Consider the following 19,179-nt stretch of genomic DNA (forward strand, 5'->3'; position numbering starts at 1 on the left):
GCGCCCTCTTTCTGGCGTTTTCCCGGGCCTGCCGATGCGGCGAATCCGGCCCTTCAATGCGATGCGAAGGAACCCGCCGGCGTCACCATTTGCCATCCTTCGGGATCGCCTTCGGGGCAGCCTTGGTGTCGGCCGCCGCCGCGATCAACTGCGCGGCTTCCGGGCGGTTGGCCTTGGTCGCGAAGTCGACGGCCGTCATGCCGAGCTGGTTCTTCATCGTGGTGTCCGCGCCTTCGGCCAGCAAAAGCTTCACGGCCTCGGTCGAGCCGTACATCGCGGCCATCATGAGCGGCGTGGTGCCGTTGGGCGATTGCGCATCGATAAAGGCGTAGTTGTCGAGCAGCACTTTCATGATGCTCAGCTGGCCGCTGCTGGCGGCGTAATGCAGCGGCGTCCAGCCGGTCTTGTTGACGGCGGCGTCGCGCTTGAGCAGCTGGGCGACCAGTTCCTGCTGGCCTTTGATGGCGGCCAGCATCAGCGGGGTTTCGTCCTTGGCGTTGGCCAGGTCGACATCGGTCTGCGGCGATTCGAGCAGCACCTGTGCGACCTTGGGCGATGGTTCGCGCAAGGCGATGATCAGGCCGGTCTGGCCGTGCTCATCGCGCGTGTTGGGGTCGAAGCCGCGGTTCAGCAGGGTGCGCACGCCGCTGGCATTGTCGCCGCGCACAGCCCGGAAGAAGTCTTCGAACGAACCGGCATGCGCGATAAAAGTTGCTGCTACGACAATAAGATACAGAAACTTCTTAATGCATTTCTTCATTTGGTTTTTATCGCGTTGAACAGCGTTTCAAAATTGTCGCTCGTGGCTCGCGCAATCTCTTCGAGCGGCAGCCCGCGCAGTTCGGCGATCTGCCTGGCGACGTACGGCACGTACGACGGATTGTTGGTCTTGCCGCGGTACGGCACGGGTGCCAGATAGGGGCTGTCGGTTTCGATCAGCATGCGGTCGAGCGGCACGAAGGCCGCCACGTCGCGCAGGTCCTGCGCCTTCTTGAAGGTCAGGATGCCGGAAAAGGAAATATAGAAGCCCAGGTCGAGCGCCGCTCGGGCCACTTCGGCGGTTTCGGTGAAGCAATGGAACACGCCGCCCGCAGCGTTGCCGGAGCCGTCCTCGCCCTCCTCCTTGAGTATCGCCAGCGTGTCGGCCGAGGCTTCGCGCGTGTGGATGATCAGGGGCATGCGGGTTTGCTGCGCGGCGCGGATGTGCACGCGGAAGCGGTCGCGCTGCCATTCCATGTCGGCAATGCTGCGCCCGCCCTTGCGTTCTTCCATCTGGTAGTAGTCGAGCCCGGTTTCGCCGATGGCCACCACGCGGGGCAAGGCCGCGCGGCGCACCAGGTCGTCCACCGTGGGTTCGGCGATGTCCTCGTTGTCGGGATGCACGCCGACGCTGGCCCAGAAGTTGTCGTAGCGCGCGGCCAGCGCCTGCACATCGTCGAACTCCTCGAGCTTGGTGCAGATGCACAAGGCCCGATCGACCTGCGCCTCGGCCATGGCGGCGCGGATTTGCGGCATCTGGTCCGCGAATTCAGGGAAAGTGAGGTGGCAGTGGGAATCGGTGAACATGGCGCTGATTGTCTGGCTTATGCCAGGGACACCGAGGAACCGGCTTTGCCGGGCCTCTGGTGTCGCCCCCGGTAGGGGGTGGGCGTAGCGACACGAAGTGCGCGCAGCCTGGGGGCGAGCCTAGATAGTCTGTGTCGGGCGGTCGGAGGCCATCGAACCGCCGAGCGCCGCTTCGATGCGGGCCTTGAGCTGGCGCGATTTTTCGTCCGACGGAAAACGGATGCCCACGCCCGGTGCCCGGTTGCCCGCGGCGCGCTGCGGCGTGATCCATGCGACCTTGCCAGCCACCGGGTAGCGCTGCGGGTCTTCGGGGAGCGTCAGCAGCACGTAGACATCGTCGCCCAGGCGGTATTCGCGCGAGGTCGGAATGAAGATGCCGCCTTCGGCAAAGAGCGGAATGTAGGCGGCATAGAGCGCGCCCTTTTCCTTGATGGCGAGCTGGATCACGCTCGGCCGTTGAGGCGCCGGGGCGGCGGGTGCGGATGCGGCTGGTTGGTTCATGGGCGGCGAGCAGCAGAGTTTAGGGTGGTTCGCGCTTCGCTCACAAGCGCTTCCAGCATCAGGCCCGGGTTGTAGGGATGTTCGGCGGTTCGGGCCGCGTTCGCGAGCGACTTCGACCAGCGCGCCAGCGCCAGGTGCGAAGGCACGGCGGGCGGCAGGTCGGCGGCCTCGAAGAAACGCGGCGCGGCGCCGTTGCCAACGGCCATCAGGTCGTGGCAGAGCTTCTGCAGCGAGCCGATGGCCTGCGATGGCGACTGGTCCGCAAGGGCGGCCACGTCGCCGCGCGAAACGGCCTTGGGCAGCAGCGACCAGGCCTTGGGCGACTGGCCGGAGCGCGCGAGCCGCAAGGCATCGCTGGGCCGCCCGCCGGCGGCGCGCAGCAATGCGGTGGCATCTGCGGCGGGCACGTCCTGCGCGGCCAGCCAGGCTTCGGCTTCGGCCGTCCCGGGCCAGGGCAGCGTGAAGCCCAGGCAGCGGCTGCGGATGGTCGGCAGCAATTGCCAGGCCGCCTCGCTGGCCAGCACAAAGCGGACATCGCCGACCGGCTCCTCGAGCGTCTTGAGCAGCGCATTGGCGGTGATGGTGTTCATGCGCTCGGCCGGATACACCAGCACCACCTTGCCGCGGCCGCGGGCGCTGGTGCGCTGGGCAAAGCCGACCGCATCGCGCATGGCCTCGACGCGGATCTCGCGGCTGGGTTTGCGCTTCTTGTCGTCGATGTCGGCCTGCGCCTTTTCGTCGAGCGGCCAGCCCAGTTCCTGCATGGCGACCTCGGGCATCAGCACGCAAAGGTCGGCGTGGGTCCGCACCTCGATGGCATGGCAGCTCGGGCAATGGCCGCAGGCGGTGCCGCCCTCCTCCTTGGGCTGTTCGCACAGCCAGGCGGCGGCAAGCGCCAGCGCGAGTTCGTATTGGCCCAGGCCCGAGGGCCCCTGCAGCAGCCAGGCATGGCCGCGCTGGCGCAGGAGCTCCGCGAGCGGCCGATGCAGCCAGGGCGAAAGCGCCGGCGTGCTCATCGTGCCGCTCCGCTTGCGGGTGCCAGCGCGCCGCGTGCGACAAGCGCCGTCTCGACCTGCTGCCAGACCTGGTCGCGCGTCTGGCTGGCGTCGATGCGCACGAAACGCCGCGCATCGGCCGCCGCGCGAGCCGCGTAGCCCGCCGCGACGCGCCGGAAGAATTCGACCGGCTGGGACTCGAACTTGTCGGGCAGGCGGGCTCCCGCCAGGCGCTGGGCGGCGATCTCGGGCGCCAGGTCGAACCAGAGCGTGACGTGAGGCTGAAGCAGCCCTGCCGCTCCCCTGCCCCCCTGCACCCATTGCTCCAGCGTCGACAGCACCTGCGTATCGAAATCGCGGCCCGCGCCCTGGTAGGCAAAGGTGGCGTCGGTGAAACGGTCGCACAGCACCACGTCGCCGCGTGCCAGCGCCGGCTCTATCACCCGCACCACGTGGTCCCGCCGCGCCGCGAACACCAGGAGCGATTCGGTCAGCGGGTCCATCGGCTGCTCGAGGATCAGCACGCGCAGGGTTTCGGCCAGCGGTGTGCCGCCGGGCTCGCGCGTGCGCACGACCGTGCGGCCGCGGGCCTTGAAAAGCGCCTCCATGGCGTCGAGATGGCTCGACTTGCCGGCGCCATCGATGCCCTCGAGCGTCAGAAACAGGCCCTCACTCATTGCGCAACTTTCGGTTTGGGTTCGCCGCCGCCGCGCTGGTAGCGGTTGACCGCGCGGTTGTGGTCGTCGAGCGAACTGCTGAACTGGCTGGTGCCGTCGCCGCGCGAAACGAAGTACAGCGACTTGCTTTGCGCCGGCTGCACCGCCGCCAGCAGCGCCGCCTTGCCCGGCATGGCGATGGGCGTGGGCGGCAGGCCGCCGCGCGTGTAGGTGTTCCAGGGGGTGTCGGCCAGCAGGTCTTTCTTGCGAAGGTTGCCGTCGAACGCGGTGCCCAGGCCGTAGATCACGGTCGGGTCGGTTTGCAGCGGCATGCCGGCGCGCAGCCGGTTGACGAAAACGGCGGCGATCTCGGAGCGGTCCTTGGCTTTTCCTGTCTCCTTTTCGACAATGCTGGCCAGGATAAGCGCCTGATCCGCCGATTGGATCGGCAAATCGGCCGCCCTGGCGGCCCACGCGGCTTCGAGCTTCTTGTCCATGGCCCGCATGGCACGCTGCAGCAGCGCGACGTCGGTCGAGCCCTTCGAGTAGGTGTAGGTGTCGGGGAAGAAGCGGCCTTCGGGATGCACGCCGGGCCGGCCCAGTTTGGCCATCAGGGCATCGTCGGGCAGGCCGACGGTCTCGGGCTTGAGTTGGTCGGCCTTGGCGAGCGCGGCGCGCACCTGCCGGATGTTCCAGCCTTCGACCAGCACCAGGCTGCGCGTGGCTTCCTCGCCGCGCACCAGCACGTTGAGCAGCATCTTGGGCGTGATGCCGCGCTCCAGTTCGTAGCTGCCGGCCCGGATCTGGCGGTCCTGGCCCGAGATGCGGAACCAGAAATAGAGCATCTGTGGCTGCACGTCGGTTCCGGTGTCGGCCACCGCCTGCGCAACGCCGCGCGGCGTGGTGCCGGGTTCCACGGAAAGATCGACGCTGGGCGCGGGCAGCTTGAGCGGCTGATGCACCCACCAGAGGCCGGCCGCGCCGAGGCCGAGCGCAGCCAGGGCGGCGAGCAGAAAAAGCGTGAGGAAGAAGCGGCGCACGGGTCCGATGATTTAGCGGAGAAAGGAAAACGAATCAGGACGAAAAGCCGGTGGCCCGGCGGGAATCGGGGCGGGATTCCCTGCGGACCCGACGGAACGGCTCCGGCCATGATAATTCAGCGATGACTACTGTCGTTCTCAACGGTGTTACCACTCTTACTCACCTGGGCGTGATCCGCGCCGAAGGCGCTGATGCCGCCAGCTTCCTGCATGGCCAGCTCACCCAGGATTTCGCGCTGCTGGGCGCCACCGAGGCCCGCCTGGCCGCGCTTTGCACCGCCAAGGGCCGCGTGATCGCCAGCTTCGTCGGCATCCGGCCGCAGCCCGACCTGGTGCTGCTGGTCTGCAGCCGCGACATCCTGGCCGCCACGCTCAAGCGCCTGTCGATGTACGTGCTGCGCGCCAAGGCAAAGCTCACCGACGCCACCGAGCAGTTCGCGCTCTACGGCCTTGCCGGTACCGCACTGGCAGCCAATGGCCTCGATGCCGCAGCCCTGCCCGGCCAGCGCACGGCCATCGGCGAAGACATCAGTTCGGTGTCGCTCTACCCGGCCGACGGCGTGCCGCGCGCCATGTGGATCGCGCCGACCGGCAGCCCGGTGCCCGCGGGCCCGGCGCTCGACGCGCAGCTCTGGCAATGGAGCGAGGTTCGCAGCGGCATCGTGACCCTGACCGCGCCGGTGGTCGAGGCCTTCGTGCCGCAGATGATCAACTACGAATCCGTGGGCGGCGTGAACTTCAAGAAGGGCTGCTACCCGGGCCAGGAAATCGTGGCGCGCAGCCAGTTCCGCGGCACCTTGAAGCGGCGCACCTACCTCGTGCAGGCCGACGCGCCCGTGAGCGCGGGCCAGGAAGTGTTCGCAGCCGGCGACGCCGAGCAGCCGGTGGGCACGGTGGCACAGGCTGCGCCGGCGCCCGGCGGCGGCTGGGCCGCGCTGATCTCGATCCAGATCTCGGCGCTCGAAACCGGCGGACTGCATGCCGGCGGCCCCGACGGGCCGGCGCTCACGGTCGAGCCGCTGCCGTATCCGCTGCTCGAAGACATCTAGACCAAAGACATGACGCCTGGCGCTGCCGCGAAAGAGTCAGCGCCATTTTTTTTGCGCGCGTTTGACCCTGCCGCCGGTGCTGCTCCGTAGAAGCCGTACCGATCCACTCCTGGCAAGGAAAGACATCATGAAGCGCAGACTGCTTTTCTCGACCGCCCTCGCATGGACCGCGCTGGGCGCCCTCCCGGCTTGCGCCGAAAGCCCCGTGCGGCCACCTTCAACCTACGACCGCATCGGCACGCTGATGCAGCTCAGCGTGCTCGACCGCGCCAGCGGCCGCGAACTGCCGATCTACCGCCACCGCGGCGAATACTGGGTGGCCGGACGGCCAGGCGCGCGCTACGCGATCCGTGCGCGCAATGCGATGGGCGAACGCATCATGGCCGTGATGTCGGTGGACGGCGTCAACATCGTGACCGGCGAAACCGCGGGCGTGCTGCAGAACGGCTATGTGTTTTCCGGCGGCGAGCGCAGCGACATCACGGGCTGGCGCAAGAGCGATTCGCAGATCGCGGCGTTCGAATTCACTTCCATCGGCAATTCGTACGCGAGCCGCACCGGCCGGCCGGACGACGTGGGCGTGATCGGTGTCGCGATGTTCCGCGAGCGCGTGCCCGTGCCGCCTCCTGCACCGCCCATCGCATTTCCGCGCCGCGACGGCAGCACCCGCGAGATGGAGCGCCGCAGTGAGGCGCCGTCCGCCGTGGCCGAAGCCGCACCGGCCGAATCTGCCGCGCAAGCCCGCTCCGCCGACAGCGCCTTGGGCGCCGAAGCGGCCGGATCCGCGAAAGGCGGCCTGGCCCGGCCATCGCCCACCAGCCCGAGCCTGGGCACCGCCCATGGCCGGCGCGAAACCTCGCACGTAGTCCACACCAACTTCGAGCGCGCGCAGTCCACGCCCGACGAGGTGGTGCGCATCCGCTACGACAGCCGCGAGAACCTCGTCGCCGCGGGCGTGATTCCGGTGCCGCCTCCCCCGCGCTGGCCGCGCCCCGAAGGCCCGTCCGCCTTTCCGGGTTCGGAGATGGGCTACGTGCCCGATCCGCCGGCGCGCTACTGAACCCCGTCGAGCGCCGCGATCAGGCCAGCGCGCGCCGCATCTCGATGTGCGGGATGCCGGCTTCCTCGAAAGGCTCGCCGTGCACGGCGTAGCCCAGCCGCGCATAGAAGCGCTCCGCGCTGCGCTGCGCGTGCAGGCCGATCTCGCGGTCGCCGCGGGCTTTGGCGGCCGCCTCGAGCGCCTGCATCACGGCGGCACCGTGGCCGCCGCTGCGCAGCGCGCGATGCACGGCCATGCGGCCGAGCATGGCCGTGCCGTCGACCGCATCGAGCAGCCGGCCGGTCGCAATCACCTGGCCGAGCCGGTTGCGGACCACCGCATGCAGCACGACTGCATCGTGCTCGTCCCACTCCAGTTCCTTGGGGATGTTCTGTTCCTCGATGAAGACCGCGCGGCGCAGCGCGCCCGCGCCTTCGCCCAGCGTTTTCCAGCCGCCCGTTTCCACCGTGCGCATCGGCTCGCCGGCCTCGAAGCCCGTGAGAATCTCGCGCAAGGCAGGTGGCACCGGCTTTGAGGTCTGCGTCGCGGGGTCGGCAAACACATAGACGAGTTCGCAGCCCACCAGGTACTGGTCCTGCCGGAACAGCGCGCCCTCAAAAACGATGGACGAGTTGCCGATGCGTGCGCACTTCATGCCCACGTCGATCACGTCGTCCATGCGCGCGGAGGCGCGAAAGTCGACCGTCGCCTTGCGCACGTACAGGTCGCCGCCCAGCGCATGCATGGCCTCTTCGTAGGGCAGCGCGAGCGCACGCCAGTAGTCGGCAATGGCGGTGTCGAAGTACATCAGGTAGTGCGCGTTGAACACGATCTTCTGCATGTCGACTTCGGCCCAGCGCACGCGCAGGCGGTGAAAGAAGCGGAAGTCTTTTCTGCGGGGCAGGGTTTCGTCGGTCATGGGTTCAGTGCGTCCTTGAGTGCGCGGGCCGCATCGTCCTGCGCCTGCAGCGCCTCGGGAATGGCGCGGCCCATTTTCAGAAATTCGTGGATCACGCCGCGGTAGATCTCCAGATCGACCGCCACCCCCGCGGCGCGGAGCTTGTCGGCGTAGGCAATGCCTTCGTCCACCACCGGATCGCATTCGGCCAGGCCGATCCAAGCGGGCGCCACGCCGTCGACATCCTCGGCCAGCAGCGGCGCAAAGCGCCAGTCGTCGCGGTCGGCCGGCGTGCGCACGTACTGGCCAAAGAAATAGTCGATCAGCGCCTTGGTGAGCAGCGGGCCGTGGGCATAGCGCTGGTGCGAGGCTGTGTCCTGGTGCGCCGCGGTGCCGGGATAGATGAGCATCTGCAGCGCGAGCGGCAGGCCCGCGTCGCGCGCGAGGATGGCGCACACCGCGGCCAGCGTGCCGCCGGCGCTGTCGCCGCCCACGGCCAGCTGGCTCGTGTCGATGCCCAGGCGCGCACCTTCTTTTGCGATGAAGGCGAAAGCATCCCATGCGTCGTTCGATGCCGTCGGAAACCTGAACGCGGGCGCCAGCCGGTAGTCGACCGACACCACCGCACAGCCGCTCTTGCTGCTCAGCACGCGGCACAGCGTGTCGTGCGTGCGGATGTTGCCGACCGTGAAACCGCCGCCATGAAAATACACCAGCGCCGGCAGCACCGCCGTCGCCGACGGCGCATAGAGCCGCGCGGGAATCGCAAAGCCATCGCGCGCCGGAATGGTGAAGTCGTCGACGCGCTCCAGCGCGGGCTTGGGCACTTCGAGCACGCCCGCGCCTTTTTCGTAGGAGGCCTTGGCCTCCTCGGGCGTGAGCTGGTCGAGCGAGGGATGGCCGGCCCGCGCCATGCGCTCGACCACGCCGGCCATCTTCGCGGTGAGCGGTGGCTGCCATATGCCTGGCGCGACAGCGGCAAGGGTTTTGTTCATGTGCAAGACTGTCCCTGCTTGTTAGATTTGGGGGTCTGCAATCGTACTGCCCCAGGCAACTCCACCTCATGGCCCTCATCCAATACCTCACCCAGATCCAGTTCGAATTCGGCGCCATCCAGCTGCTGTCCAGCGAATGCGCGCGCATCGGCATCAACCGGCCGCTGATCGTCACCGACGCCGGCGTGCGCGCGGCCGGCGTGCTGCAGAAGGCGCTCGATGCCATCGCTGACCTCGAGGTGGCGGTGTTCGACCAGACGCCTTCCAACCCCACCGAAGCCGCCGTGCGCGCGGCCGTCGAGCTGTACCGCAGCGGGCGCTGCGACGGGCTCATCGCGGTGGGCGGCGGCTCCGCCATCGACTGCGCCAAGGGCGTGGCGATCGCCGCCACGCACGAAGGCCCGCTCAAGACCTACGCCACCATCGAAGGCGGTTCGCCGAAGATCACCGATCGCGCGGTGCCGCTCATCGCGGTGCCCACCACCAGCGGCACCGGCAGCGAGGTGGCGCGCGGCGCCATCGTGATCGTCGACGACCACCGCAAGCTCGGCTTCCACAGCTGGTTCCTGATGCCCAAGGCGGCCATCTGCGACCCCGAGCTCACGCTCGGCCTGCCGCCCAGGCTCACGGCCGCGACCGGCATGGACGCCATTGCGCACTGCATGGAAACCTTCATGTCGGCCGCCTTCAATCCGCCGGCCGACGGCATCGGCCTGGACGGCCTGGAGCGCGCCTGGCTGCACATCGAACGCGCGACGAAAGACGGCAGCGACCGCGAGGCGCGCCTCAATCTCATGAGCGCCTCGATGCAGGGCGCCATGGCGTTCCAGAAGGGCCTGGGCTGCGTGCATTCGCTGAGCCACAGCCTGGGCGGCGTCGATCCGCGCCTGCACCACGGCACGCTCAACGCCCTCTTCCTGCCCGCGGTGATCCACTTCAACGCCGGTGCCGAGTCGGTGCAGAAGGAGCAGCGGCTGCAGCGCATGGCGCGGGCCATGCACCTCGATTCGCCCGGCGACCTGGGCGATGCGATCCGCGACATGAACGCGCGCCTCGGCCTGCCCAAGGGCCTGGCCGAGGTGGGTGTCACGCCCGCCCTGTTCGAGCAGATCATCGACGGCGCCATGGCCGACCACTGCCACAAGACCAACCCGCGGCTGGCTTCGCGCGACGACTACAAGGCGATGCTCGAAGCGTCGATGTAGGGGGGCGTCCATTTGCGGCAGGTCGGGGTTGTTCTGAGTGCCGTTGTTCGGGGCGCGCTCCCGCCGACGGGGTACCTTGCTCCGCGAATGTCCTCCGGCCTGCGGCCTCCCCCTTGATTTCGCTGCGCAAGGCACCCCATCGACGGGAGCGTGTTCAGAGCACTGGTTGATCAGCGGTACACCAGCAGCGTGCCCAAGTGCACAGGGCATCGGGTGCTCCCCGCAGCGAAATCAAGGAGGAGGCCGCAGGCCGGGGGACATTCGCGGAGGGGAGTACCCGGTGGCCTGTGCACGCGCCCCGAACAAAGTGCACGTCACGTATATGACATAAGGAATTTCTAGACTGCCACTCGAAGGCTTCGCATCCGCAGAAGTCCCAAGGGCCAGGGAAATTCCGAATGCCACGTACCGTCCAGGTTCACACCGTACTCAACGCCGAGCAGCTGAAGTTCCGCGCGATGCGGGGACAGGAAGGCCTCTCGCAGCTGTTCGAGTTCGAGGTCGACATGGTCAGCCCGAGCTTCAACCTCGACCTCAAGACGCTGCTGGGCACTTCGCTCACGCTCGAACTGCAGGACGATGGCGCATCGCGCTTTCTCAACGGCACCGTGGTGCGCTTCGAGCTCGTGGGCCGCGCCAACGAAACCGGCCGCCACTACGTCTACCGCGCCCTGGTGCAGCCCTGGCTCTGGTATCTCACGCGCACCACCGACTGCCGCATCTTCCAGAACAAAAGCGTGCCCGACGTGCTTGACGAGGTGTTCGGCAAATACGGCTTCGAATACGAGAAGCGCCTCACCGGCAGCTACCGCCCGTGGGAATACTGCGTGCAATACCAGGAGAGCGACTTCGCCTTCGTGTGCCGCCTCATGGAGCACGAGGGCATCGCCTACCACTTCGAGCACCGCAACGGCTCGCACCTGCTGGTGCTGGCCGACGACGTCGGCGGCTACGGCACCCTGCCCGGCCACGCCACCATTGCCTACCGCCCGCGCGACCGCGTGGTGCATGCGATGGGGCCCTGCATCGACCAGTGGCGCATCTCGGAGCAGATCACCTCGGGCCGCGTGATGCTCGACGACTTCGACTTCAGGAAGTCGCGCGCCTCGCTCCAGAGCGTGCAGCAGGATCCGAAGGGCCACGACCATTCGAGCTACGAAGTCTATGAATGGCTCGGCGGCTACAGCGAGAACGACCAAGGCGATGCCTACGCGAAGATCCGACTGCAGGAGCTGCAGTGCGCGCACGAGCTGGCCACGGGCCATACCAATGTGGTGGGCATGGCGCCGGGCTACCTGTTCCGGATGACGCACTGCCCGCGCGAGGCCGACAACCGCGAGTACCTCATTACCCAGACCCGCTACGACCTGCAGGAGCCCGAGTACTCGACCGGCGGCACCGCCGAATCGGTGTGCGAGTTCGACTTCACCGTGCTGCCCTCCAGCGTGGCCTATCGTCCCGTGCGCAAGACGCCCAAGCCGCGCACCAACGGCCCGCAGACAGCCACCGTGGTCGGCCCCGAAGAGATCTGGACCGACCGCTTCGGCCGCGTGAAGCTGCAGTTCCGCTGGGACCGCTACGGCCAGTCGGACGAGAACAGCTCGTGCTGGGTGCGCGTGTCGAGCAACTGGGCCGGCGCCAACTACGGCACCATGCACATGCCGCGCGTGGGCCAGGAAGTGATCGTCGATTTCATCGGCGGCGAACCCGACCGCCCCATCATCACCGGCCGCGTCTACAACAACGACCAGATGCCGCCGTGGGAGCTGCCGGCCAATGCCACGGCCAGCGGCATCCTCACGCGCTCCAGCAGCGGCGGCGCAGCCAACCAGGCCAACATGCTGCGCTTCGAGGACCGCACGGGCGCCGAGCAGATCCTGCTGCATGCCGAGCGCAACCTCGACGTGGAAGTGGAAGCCGACGAAACGCACACCACCGGCGGCACCCGCACCACCCTCGTCAAGGGCCACGAGTCGGCCACCTATCAGAGCGGCGAGACGCGCGACATCACAGCGGGCGCGAAGGAAACCATTGCCGGCGGAGACACGCGCGACGTGGCCGGCGGCTTCAGCGAAACGGTCAAGGGCGGCGTCACGCAGACCATCTCGGGCGGCAAGAAGCGCACGCTCAGCGGCGGGCTGGACGACACCATCACCGGCGGCGTGAAGCTCGCGATCACAGGCGGCTTCAACGGCACCATCGACGGGCAGGAGATCCGTTTCGTGAGCGGTGGGCGCAGCGACACCATCGACACCTCGAACACCGTGGTGGTCAACGGTCCGTCGACCACCACGGTGACCGGTCCGACGGTCCACACCTCGCCCGACGTGACCTTCAACACGACCAACCACATCCACAACACGACGCAGCACGTCATCAACACCAACGTCTACAACACCACGTCGAACACCTACAACAACCTGACGAACAACTACACGAACAATTCGGTCAGCTACACCAACAACTACGCCAAGAGCAGCGACTGGCGCTTGTCGCGTTCGGGCGGCGTGGGCTTCCGCTTCGGTGCCGTGGGCATGTCGCTCGACTTCTGGGGCGCTCGCCAGCAGTTCTACGGCATCAACTCGCAGTACTCCGTGCTCAAGGTCGACCTGCTGACTTTCAAGATTGCCAACCAGGGCATCGACATCACCAACGAAGCGGTGCAGGTCGGCAAGGCCGCCGTGCGCTTTTTCGTGGATGGCATGGCGGCCTATGCGCAGGCCATGCATCTTGTGATGTGACACTCGCGCCATGCCTGAATGGGAGACGCTTCTCTGGATTTTCTTCGGCATCGTGATGACCGCGGTCGTCGTGGGCGGCATCGGTGCCGTGGGCTACATGCGCAAGGAGAACCGCCGCTATGGTGCCGAGGAAAAACTCTGGCCTGCGCTGGCGCAGGCCGGACAGCCTGCCGACGGCGTGGTCCGCAACGTCCGGATGCACCCCAACAACATGACCCGCGGCGGCTCCAGCGGGCAGACTGTCCGGGCCCTGGTGCTCGACGTCGACTACACCGACAGTGCCGGCGTGGTTCATGCCGCATCGATTCCCACCTTCGTCGAAGATGCGCTGGTGCCGCAATTCCTCGAGCCGGGCAAGGCCATCCACCTGCGCTACGACGCGGGCAACCCGGCATTGGTGGCCATTGACCGCGAGCGCACGCCGCTGGAGCTTCCCCGTGCGCGCTGAGCGCCCGCAACCGCGGATGCGGCGGATGCCGCGCCCATGAAGACCGTCAAGCCGCTGCGGCTGAGCGTGACGACCCGTCCGTTCCTGCGCCAGGGCGATCAGCGCCTTGCCGTGACGACGCTGTGCATGGTGTCGATGAGCGGCAAGCCCGTGCTGACGCCGGAGTCCGAGTTCTGGAAGACGCTGTCCGAAGAATTGGGCCCGGCGACCGCCATCGACCTGGGCATTCCCAAGGCACGTGCCGAAATACTCGCCACGGGTTTCGCATACACCGCGCACCAGGAGGAAAAGACGCTCTGCGCCGCAAGGCTGCAGGTCGCTGGACTGTCGAAGGACCTGGCCGTGTTCGGCGACCGCTTCTGGGTGGGCGGCCGCCCCACCCCGCCGCAGCCATTCGAGGCGATGCGCATCGATTGGACGCGTGCCTATGGCGGCCCTGACTTTGCGGACAACCCGCTGGGCCGCGGCCACGGGCTGGAGATGGTTCATGGCCTCGAAGTGCAGCGCCTGCCCAACATCGAAGACCCGGCGCACCGCCTGCATCATCCGCGCGACCAGCCGGAGCCCGCCGGCTTCGGCCCCGTCGACATCGCTTCGCCGCAGCGCATGCGCCTCATGGGCAGGCAGTACGACGCGCACTGGCGGGCACATCTTTTTCCGGGCTTTGCCAGCGACATGGACTGGCAGCTCTTCAACGCCGCGCCGGCCGACCAGCGGTTCCCGCAGACGGAGATTGCGCCGCGCGCTCCCTACGCGATCTGGAACATGCACCCCGATGTGCCTCTCCAGCAAGGCCACCTGCCGGACTGGCGCGCCCTCGCCGTGATTGCGCGGCACCGTTCGCCCGGGCATGTCGAGGAAGTTGCGCAGCGCTTGACCACGGCCTGGTTCTTTCCGCATCTCGACCGCGTCGCGCTCGTCTTCCATGGCGAGACGCGCATCGAGGAAGACGATGCCTCCGACGTCTCCCACGTGATGCCGGCGATCGAACTGCGCAATGCACCGCGAGGCCTGGCGCACTACGCCACCGTGCTGCGCCAGCGATGCGATCCGGAAAAAGGCGCGCTCTACATGTTCCGGGACAACGAGCTCGTGCCGGAAGAAGCCATCGGTCCCTGGCTCGATGAAGCCGGCAACCAGGAATCGGCACTGGTGCGCAACATGCGCGAGCGCGGCACACAGGCCCGTGAAGAGTTGAAGCAGAAAGCGATTGCGGCGGGACACAAGGCGCGCCACTTCAACGATCGCCGGCTTCCCGAACCCTTTACCCGCATGCCGACCCTGAGCGAGCTGCCCGAGTTCGTGGAACAGGCCGAGCGCTATGCCAGCGCGCAGCGCGAGCAGGGAGCCGTCGAACGCGAGCGGCTCCAGCGCGAAGCCGATGCCAACGCCAGCGAGTCGAGGAAGGTCGGCTTCGACACCGGCAAGCTGGTGCGCGAGCACGACCGCCCACAGTTGAAAGGCCCGCCCCGCGTCGACCGCGCGGCCATGGCGCGCGGGTTCGAAGGCATTCCCGCGGCAATCGGCACCGCGCCGCTGCCCGCGAGCCAGATCGACGCCATGCGCAACCTGGCGGAAAACGGCGAACGCGGATTGCTGGCGCTGTACCGCAGCTCCGCGCAGCACCAGGCGCCCGTGGACCCCTTGCCCGCCGATCGCATGGCTGCGCTGGGCGCGCAGGTCGCCTCGGTTCTTGCGGGCAGCCGCGACTTCACCGACATGGACCTGACCGGCGCCGACCTGTCCGGACTCGACCTGCGCGGCGCGTGCTTCCGGCGCGCGCTGCTCGAAGGGGCCGACCTGGGCCGCGCCAGGTGCGGCGACGCCGATTTCAGCGACGCAGTGCTGGTGCGGGCGCGGCTGTCCGGCGCCAGCTTCGGCCGCGCCGTCTTCCGCAATGCCAACCTGGCAAGGGTCGATTGCAGCCAGGCCGATTTCTCGCACGCGGTCTTCGAAGGGACGACGCTGGAGAAGCTCAAGTTCGAGCAGTGCAATTTCTCGTCGGCCCGCATGCATCATCTGCACGTCATCGGATCGCAGCTGTTGCGCTGCACCTTCGACGGGATGGACGCGGCCTACATCGGCTTTCTGTCGGACACGGTCATCGAAGACTGCAGCTTTCGGAATGCACGCCTGGAAAAGGCGGGATTCATGGCCTGCCGGGTCGCCGGGCTGGACTTCTCCGGCGCCGAACTCGAAGCCTGCGTATGGACCCACACCAACGGCGACGACCGCATCGGATTTCAGCGCGCCCTGCTGCGCACCACCTGCTTCGTGGGCAGCAGCAGCCTGCGGGGTGCGAACTTCGAAGAAGCCACGCTGGTGCAATGCAGCTTTCGCGAAGTTCCCATGGAGGGCGCGCGCCTCGCCCGTGCCACGCTCGACACCTGCGACTTTTCCTCCTGCAACCTGACCGCCGCCGACCTGAGCGCGGTGCAGGCACCCGAGAGCCTGTTCATCCGCAGCAACCTGACCCGCGCTTCCCTGCGCGCTGCCAACCTCATGACCGCCAACTTCAACAAGGCCCGCCTGCTGTCGGCCGACCTTCGCGAGACCAATCTCTTTCGCACCGACATGTCTCAAATCCAGATCGACGCCATCACCGAGACGCACGGCGCCTACCTCGAGCAGACCAAGACCGTGCCGGCTGCGCGAGCGACAACCGCCGGATGAGCCCGCAGGAGCTGGTGTCCAAGGTCCGCAACGGAGTGCAATTGCAGGGAGAAGACTTCAGCGGCATGCAGTTGAACGACCTGGACCTGTCGGGCGGCCTGTTCAGCGAATGCAGCTTCACGCAGGCCGGGCTGGCGCGCGCTCGCTTGAACGATTCGGTGTTCGAGCGCTGCCGCTTTGACGGCGCGGCGCTGGCCGGCATTCACCTGGACGGCGCGTCGCTGCTGCGCTGCAGCCTGCGGGACATGCAGGCGCCGTCCAGCCGATGGATCGGCACCGTCGTGGCCGAATCGGACCTGCGCGGCACGCGCGCAGAAGGCGCTGAGCTGAAGGAAGCGGCCTTCCACGATTGCGAATTCCAAGGGGCCAGCTTCGAGCGGGCCAGGCTCGCGAAGACGATCTTCAACGAAAGCCGCCTGGGCAACGCCGACTTTGCCGACGCCGAACTCACGACCGCCGTGTTCTTTCGATCGGACCTGCGCGAGGCCGGTTTCCGCGGAACCAGCTTTCACAATGCCATCTTCTCGGAGGCCGACCTGCGCGGGCAGTCGTTCGCCGGCCAGTCGTTCATGCTCTGCCAGTTCGTGGACGCGCGCATGTCGAACTGCGTGTTCGACGAGGCGCGGCTCGTTCAGTGCAACTTCAAGGGCGCTGCCCTCGACGGCGTGCGCATGCACCGCGTGCATGCGCCGCAATCGCTGTTCCCGCAAGCCGACATGCGCAACGCAGACTGCCGCGCGGGGGTGTTCGACCAGTCGCTGTGGATCGATGCGCTGCTGTGCGACGCCGATTTTGCCGATGCGAGCCTCGAGCAGTGCGTGTTCCATCGCGCCCGGTGCGAGCGCGCCTCGTTCGCGAGGAGCCGGCTGACTTACGCTGACTTCTCCTATGCGGACCTGCGCAACGCCGGCTTCGAGAAAGCCCGATGCCACCGCACCCAGCTGCACCGCGCCCACCAGGGCGGCTCCCGATGGAGCGACCGAGTCGGCGTGCTCGACGCCGACCCCGACCTGTTCGAAGCCGAGCGGGTGGCGTGGCAGCGCTCACCGCGCGCAGTCCGGCTCGACCGGGACGCCCAAGGCCACATGCGGCTTGCCGACTATCCACCATCTCACCCAAAGGACACTGCATGACAACGGCGGCTCGACCTCCCTCCACCGCTGCCGCTGCAGCGCCGACAGTTCCCCGGCCCGCGAGCGAGCTCGAACCGCTGCTGCGAAAGTCCTCGCCTGCGAAGCACCAACCGGGGCCGGCGGTGGCCGGCATCTCGATGGCCACCGTCGTCGCCTGCGATCCCGACGACGACTTCTGCGAGCTGATGCTTGCCGGCGGGCACCGCATGCGCTGCCAGCGCGCCGCCAGCTGCCTGCTGGTGCCCGCGCCCGGCGATACGGTCATGGTTGCGGGCACTGGCGACGACGCGCTCTACATCATTGCCGTGGTGGCCCAGGCCGACAAGCGCCAGGCCACGCTCGCGGTCGATGGCGATCTGCGCTTGCAGTCGAAGCGCGGCGGCATCGCGATCCGCAGCGCGGGCGCGCTCGAGCTCCAATCGGAGACGTCCGTGGCCACAAGCACGCCGCAATGGAAGCTTACGGCGGAGCGCGGCCAGTGCAACGTCTCGGAACTCGACTACCAGGGCGCGGAGCTGCGCGTCGGCGTGCTCGTCACGCGATTCCTGGGGCGCGCCTGCGAAGTCGTGCTCGACCGGCTGCACCTGCTCACGCGCTCGAGCTTTCGCATCACCGAAGAGGTCGAGCATGTGCGCGCCGGGCAGATCGACATCCAGGCCTCGCAGACGCTTCGGCTGCATGCGAAGAACACCCTGGTGACCAGCAAGGAGCTGGTCAAGGTCGATGCCGAACAGATCCACATGGGTTGATTGAAGGAGTCTCCACGCATGTTTGCCAATGCACAGATGATGGGCATGGACCTCGCCTTTCCCGACGTCTGCAAGACGCCGCCCGCGATTCCCGTTCCCTATCCCAACTTCGCGCTCGGGCCGACGGCCATTCCCAACGCCTGGAACATCCTCTACGGCGGCACGCCGGCCCACAACCTTGCCACCACCACGCCCATCACCAATGGCGACAACGCGGGCGTGCTGATGGGCGTGGTGTCGCAGACGGTGATGGGGCCTTCGCGCCACATCACCGGTGCGTTCACCGTGCTCTTGAAGGGTTCGCCCTGCACGCGCATGACCAGCCTCTCGGTGCAGAACCGCTCCAACATCGTGGGGATGCGCATCGTGCCGAGCCAGTTCAAGGTGCTGGTGCTCGCGGCCTGAGGCTTCCTGCTCCTACTCCGCCTTGACGCCCGCCGTGCGGATGACCTTGCCCCACTTGGCCGTTTCGGTCTTGATGAAGGCATCGAATTCCTCGGGCGTGCTGCCGACCGGGATGGTGCCCATGGCATCCAGCTTTGCGCGCGTCTCGTCGCTCTTGATGATGCGCGCCAGTTCTTCCGACATGCGCTTGACGATGTCGCGCGGCGTGCCGGCCGGCGCCAGCATGCCGGCCCAGGTGCTGCCGGTGAAGCCCGCAAAGCCCTGCTCGATGAAGGTCGGCACGTCGGGCGCGGCGGCCAGGCGCTTGTCGCCCGCCACGCCGATCAGCCGCACCTTGCCCGCCTTGGCCTGGTTGATGAGGCCCGTGGGCGCATCGAAGAACAGCTGGATCTGCCCGCCCATCAGGTCCGTCAGCGCGGGCACCGCGCCGCGGTACGGAATGTGGATCATGTAGGTCTGCGTGAGCGACTTCCACAGCTCGGTCGTCAGGTGCGCGGCCGAGCCGTTGCCCGACGAGCCGAAGCTCACCTTGCCGGGATTCGCACGCGCATAGTCGATGAGCTCGCGCGCGGTCTTGAACGGCGCATTGACGTTGACGGCGGCCAGCAGCGGCGACACGCCCATCAGCGAAACACCCGTCAGGTCCTTTTGCGGGTCGTAGGGCAGCTTGGGGTACAGCGTGGTGTTGGCTGCATAGGCTGCAATGACGACGCCGAAGGTGCTGCCATCAGGCGGCGCCTTGGCAATGGCATCGACGCCGATCAGGCTGTTGGCGCCCGGCTTGTTGTCGACCAGCACCGGCTGCCCGAGCCGCGCCTGCAGGCCGACCTGCACCAGCCGCGCCATCTGGTCGGTGAAGCCGCCCGGCGTATAGGGCACGATGATGCGGATCGGCTTGTTCGGCCAGGCGCCCTGGGCCAGCGCGGGCATTGGAACGGTCGCGGCGGCCGCAGCGGCAAGGGTGAATCGGCGGCGTGAAATTCGGGCCTGCGGCATGAGTGGCAGCTTTCTCTCGACAAGAATGATCCGGCCATTCTCGAAGGCGCCATGCGCGCACCCTGTCAGGGTTTGCCCCGGCGCAGGCCC

Annotated in this window: 18 protein-coding genes; 9 read left to right on the top strand and 9 right to left on the bottom strand. The window is 67.6% G+C overall.

Going from position 1 to position 19,179, the window contains the following annotated elements:
* Positions 1–82: 82 nt before the first annotated feature.
* The 6 genes from QFZ47_RS26220 to mltG form a co-directional block, all read right to left on the bottom strand.
* On the bottom strand, positions 83–760 hold the full coding sequence (locus QFZ47_RS26220; RefSeq protein ID WP_307658415.1) for an ankyrin repeat domain-containing protein: 678 nt from the start codon (positions 758–760) through the stop codon (positions 83–85).
* A complete protein-coding gene (locus QFZ47_RS26225; protein WP_307658416.1) occupies positions 757–1,566 on the bottom strand; it encodes a TatD family hydrolase in 810 nt (269 codons plus the stop codon). Before QFZ47_RS26225 ends, QFZ47_RS26220 begins: the two co-directional genes overlap by 4 nt.
* Before the next feature lie 120 nt (positions 1,567–1,686).
* Positions 1,687–2,067, bottom strand: a complete 381-nt coding sequence (locus tag QFZ47_RS26230; protein ID WP_307658417.1) for a PilZ domain-containing protein — start codon at positions 2,065–2,067, stop codon at positions 1,687–1,689.
* Positions 2,064–3,083: a DNA polymerase III delta subunit-related protein gene (locus QFZ47_RS26235; protein WP_307658418.1), complete on the bottom strand. Its 1,020-nt coding sequence runs from the start codon at positions 3,081–3,083 to the stop codon at positions 2,064–2,066. Before QFZ47_RS26235 ends, QFZ47_RS26230 begins: the two co-directional genes overlap by 4 nt.
* Complete coding sequence (gene tmk, locus QFZ47_RS26240; RefSeq protein WP_307658419.1) at positions 3,080–3,739, bottom strand: dTMP kinase; 660 nt, start codon at positions 3,737–3,739, stop codon at positions 3,080–3,082. Before tmk ends, QFZ47_RS26235 begins: the two co-directional genes overlap by 4 nt.
* The gene (gene mltG / locus QFZ47_RS26245; protein ID WP_307658420.1) at positions 3,736–4,758 is read right to left on the bottom strand and encodes an endolytic transglycosylase MltG; all 1,023 of its coding nucleotides are present in this window, start codon (positions 4,756–4,758) and stop codon (positions 3,736–3,738) included. The genes tmk and mltG overlap by 4 nt, the downstream gene beginning before the upstream one ends.
* 122 nt (positions 4,759–4,880) lie before the next feature.
* Between mltG and ygfZ the strand changes: the two genes are divergently transcribed.
* Entirely contained in the window at positions 4,881–5,807 is a 927-nt protein-coding gene (ygfZ, locus tag QFZ47_RS26250; protein ID WP_307658421.1) for a CAF17-like 4Fe-4S cluster assembly/insertion protein YgfZ, read from the top strand.
* A 127-nt stretch (positions 5,808–5,934) separates the two neighbouring features.
* Positions 5,935–6,867, top strand: a complete 933-nt coding sequence (locus QFZ47_RS26255) for a hypothetical protein (RefSeq protein WP_307658422.1) — start codon at positions 5,935–5,937, stop codon at positions 6,865–6,867.
* 19 nt (positions 6,868–6,886) lie between these two features.
* Here QFZ47_RS26255 and QFZ47_RS26260 read toward each other — a convergent pair whose 3' ends face one another.
* Positions 6,887–7,765, bottom strand: coding sequence for a YbgC/FadM family acyl-CoA thioesterase (locus QFZ47_RS26260; RefSeq protein WP_307658423.1), 879 nt, complete (start codon positions 7,763–7,765; stop codon positions 6,887–6,889).
* Positions 7,762–8,739 (bottom strand): alpha/beta hydrolase, encoded by a 978-nt coding sequence (locus QFZ47_RS26265; RefSeq protein ID WP_307658424.1) that lies wholly within the window; start codon positions 8,737–8,739, stop codon positions 7,762–7,764. Before QFZ47_RS26265 ends, QFZ47_RS26260 begins: the two co-directional genes overlap by 4 nt.
* A 68-nt stretch (positions 8,740–8,807) precedes the next feature.
* Here QFZ47_RS26265 and gbd point away from each other — a divergent pair, with 68 nt between their 5' ends.
* From gbd to QFZ47_RS26300, 7 genes are all read left to right on the top strand, one after another.
* Complete coding sequence (gbd, locus tag QFZ47_RS26270) at positions 8,808–9,944, top strand: 4-hydroxybutyrate dehydrogenase (protein ID WP_307658425.1); 1,137 nt, start codon at positions 8,808–8,810, stop codon at positions 9,942–9,944.
* Positions 9,945–10,342: 398 nt separating this feature from the next.
* Positions 10,343–12,685 (top strand): type VI secretion system Vgr family protein, encoded by a 2,343-nt coding sequence (locus tag QFZ47_RS26275; protein WP_307658426.1) that lies wholly within the window; start codon positions 10,343–10,345, stop codon positions 12,683–12,685.
* Between the two features lie 10 nt (positions 12,686–12,695).
* On the top strand, positions 12,696–13,133 hold the full coding sequence (locus tag QFZ47_RS26280; protein WP_307658427.1) for a hypothetical protein: 438 nt from the start codon (positions 12,696–12,698) through the stop codon (positions 13,131–13,133).
* 36 nt (positions 13,134–13,169) lie between these two features.
* The gene (locus tag QFZ47_RS26285) at positions 13,170–15,806 is read left to right on the top strand and encodes a DUF2169 family type VI secretion system accessory protein (RefSeq protein ID WP_307658428.1); all 2,637 of its coding nucleotides are present in this window, start codon (positions 13,170–13,172) and stop codon (positions 15,804–15,806) included.
* Positions 15,803–16,939 (top strand): pentapeptide repeat-containing protein, encoded by a 1,137-nt coding sequence (locus tag QFZ47_RS26290; RefSeq protein WP_307658429.1) that lies wholly within the window; start codon positions 15,803–15,805, stop codon positions 16,937–16,939. The genes QFZ47_RS26285 and QFZ47_RS26290 overlap by 4 nt, the downstream gene beginning before the upstream one ends.
* Positions 16,936–17,688 carry a DUF3540 domain-containing protein gene (locus tag QFZ47_RS26295; RefSeq protein ID WP_307658430.1) on the top strand — a complete coding sequence of 251 codons (753 nt, stop codon included), beginning with the start codon at positions 16,936–16,938 and terminating at the stop codon, positions 17,686–17,688. Before QFZ47_RS26290 ends, QFZ47_RS26295 begins: the two co-directional genes overlap by 4 nt.
* An 18-nt stretch (positions 17,689–17,706) precedes the next feature.
* Complete coding sequence (locus QFZ47_RS26300; protein WP_307658431.1) at positions 17,707–18,093, top strand: DUF4150 domain-containing protein; 387 nt, start codon at positions 17,707–17,709, stop codon at positions 18,091–18,093.
* Positions 18,094–18,105: 12 nt separating this feature from the next.
* On the opposite strand, the gene QFZ47_RS26305 is transcribed toward QFZ47_RS26300, so the two are convergent.
* The gene (locus QFZ47_RS26305) at positions 18,106–19,089 is read right to left on the bottom strand and encodes a tripartite tricarboxylate transporter substrate binding protein (RefSeq protein ID WP_307658432.1); all 984 of its coding nucleotides are present in this window, start codon (positions 19,087–19,089) and stop codon (positions 18,106–18,108) included.
* Between the last annotated feature and the right edge of the window lie 90 nt (positions 19,090–19,179).

This window comes from Variovorax paradoxus, from assembly GCF_030815975.1.
GTDB classification, from domain to species: Bacteria; Pseudomonadota; Gammaproteobacteria; order Burkholderiales; family Burkholderiaceae_C; genus Variovorax; species Variovorax paradoxus_N.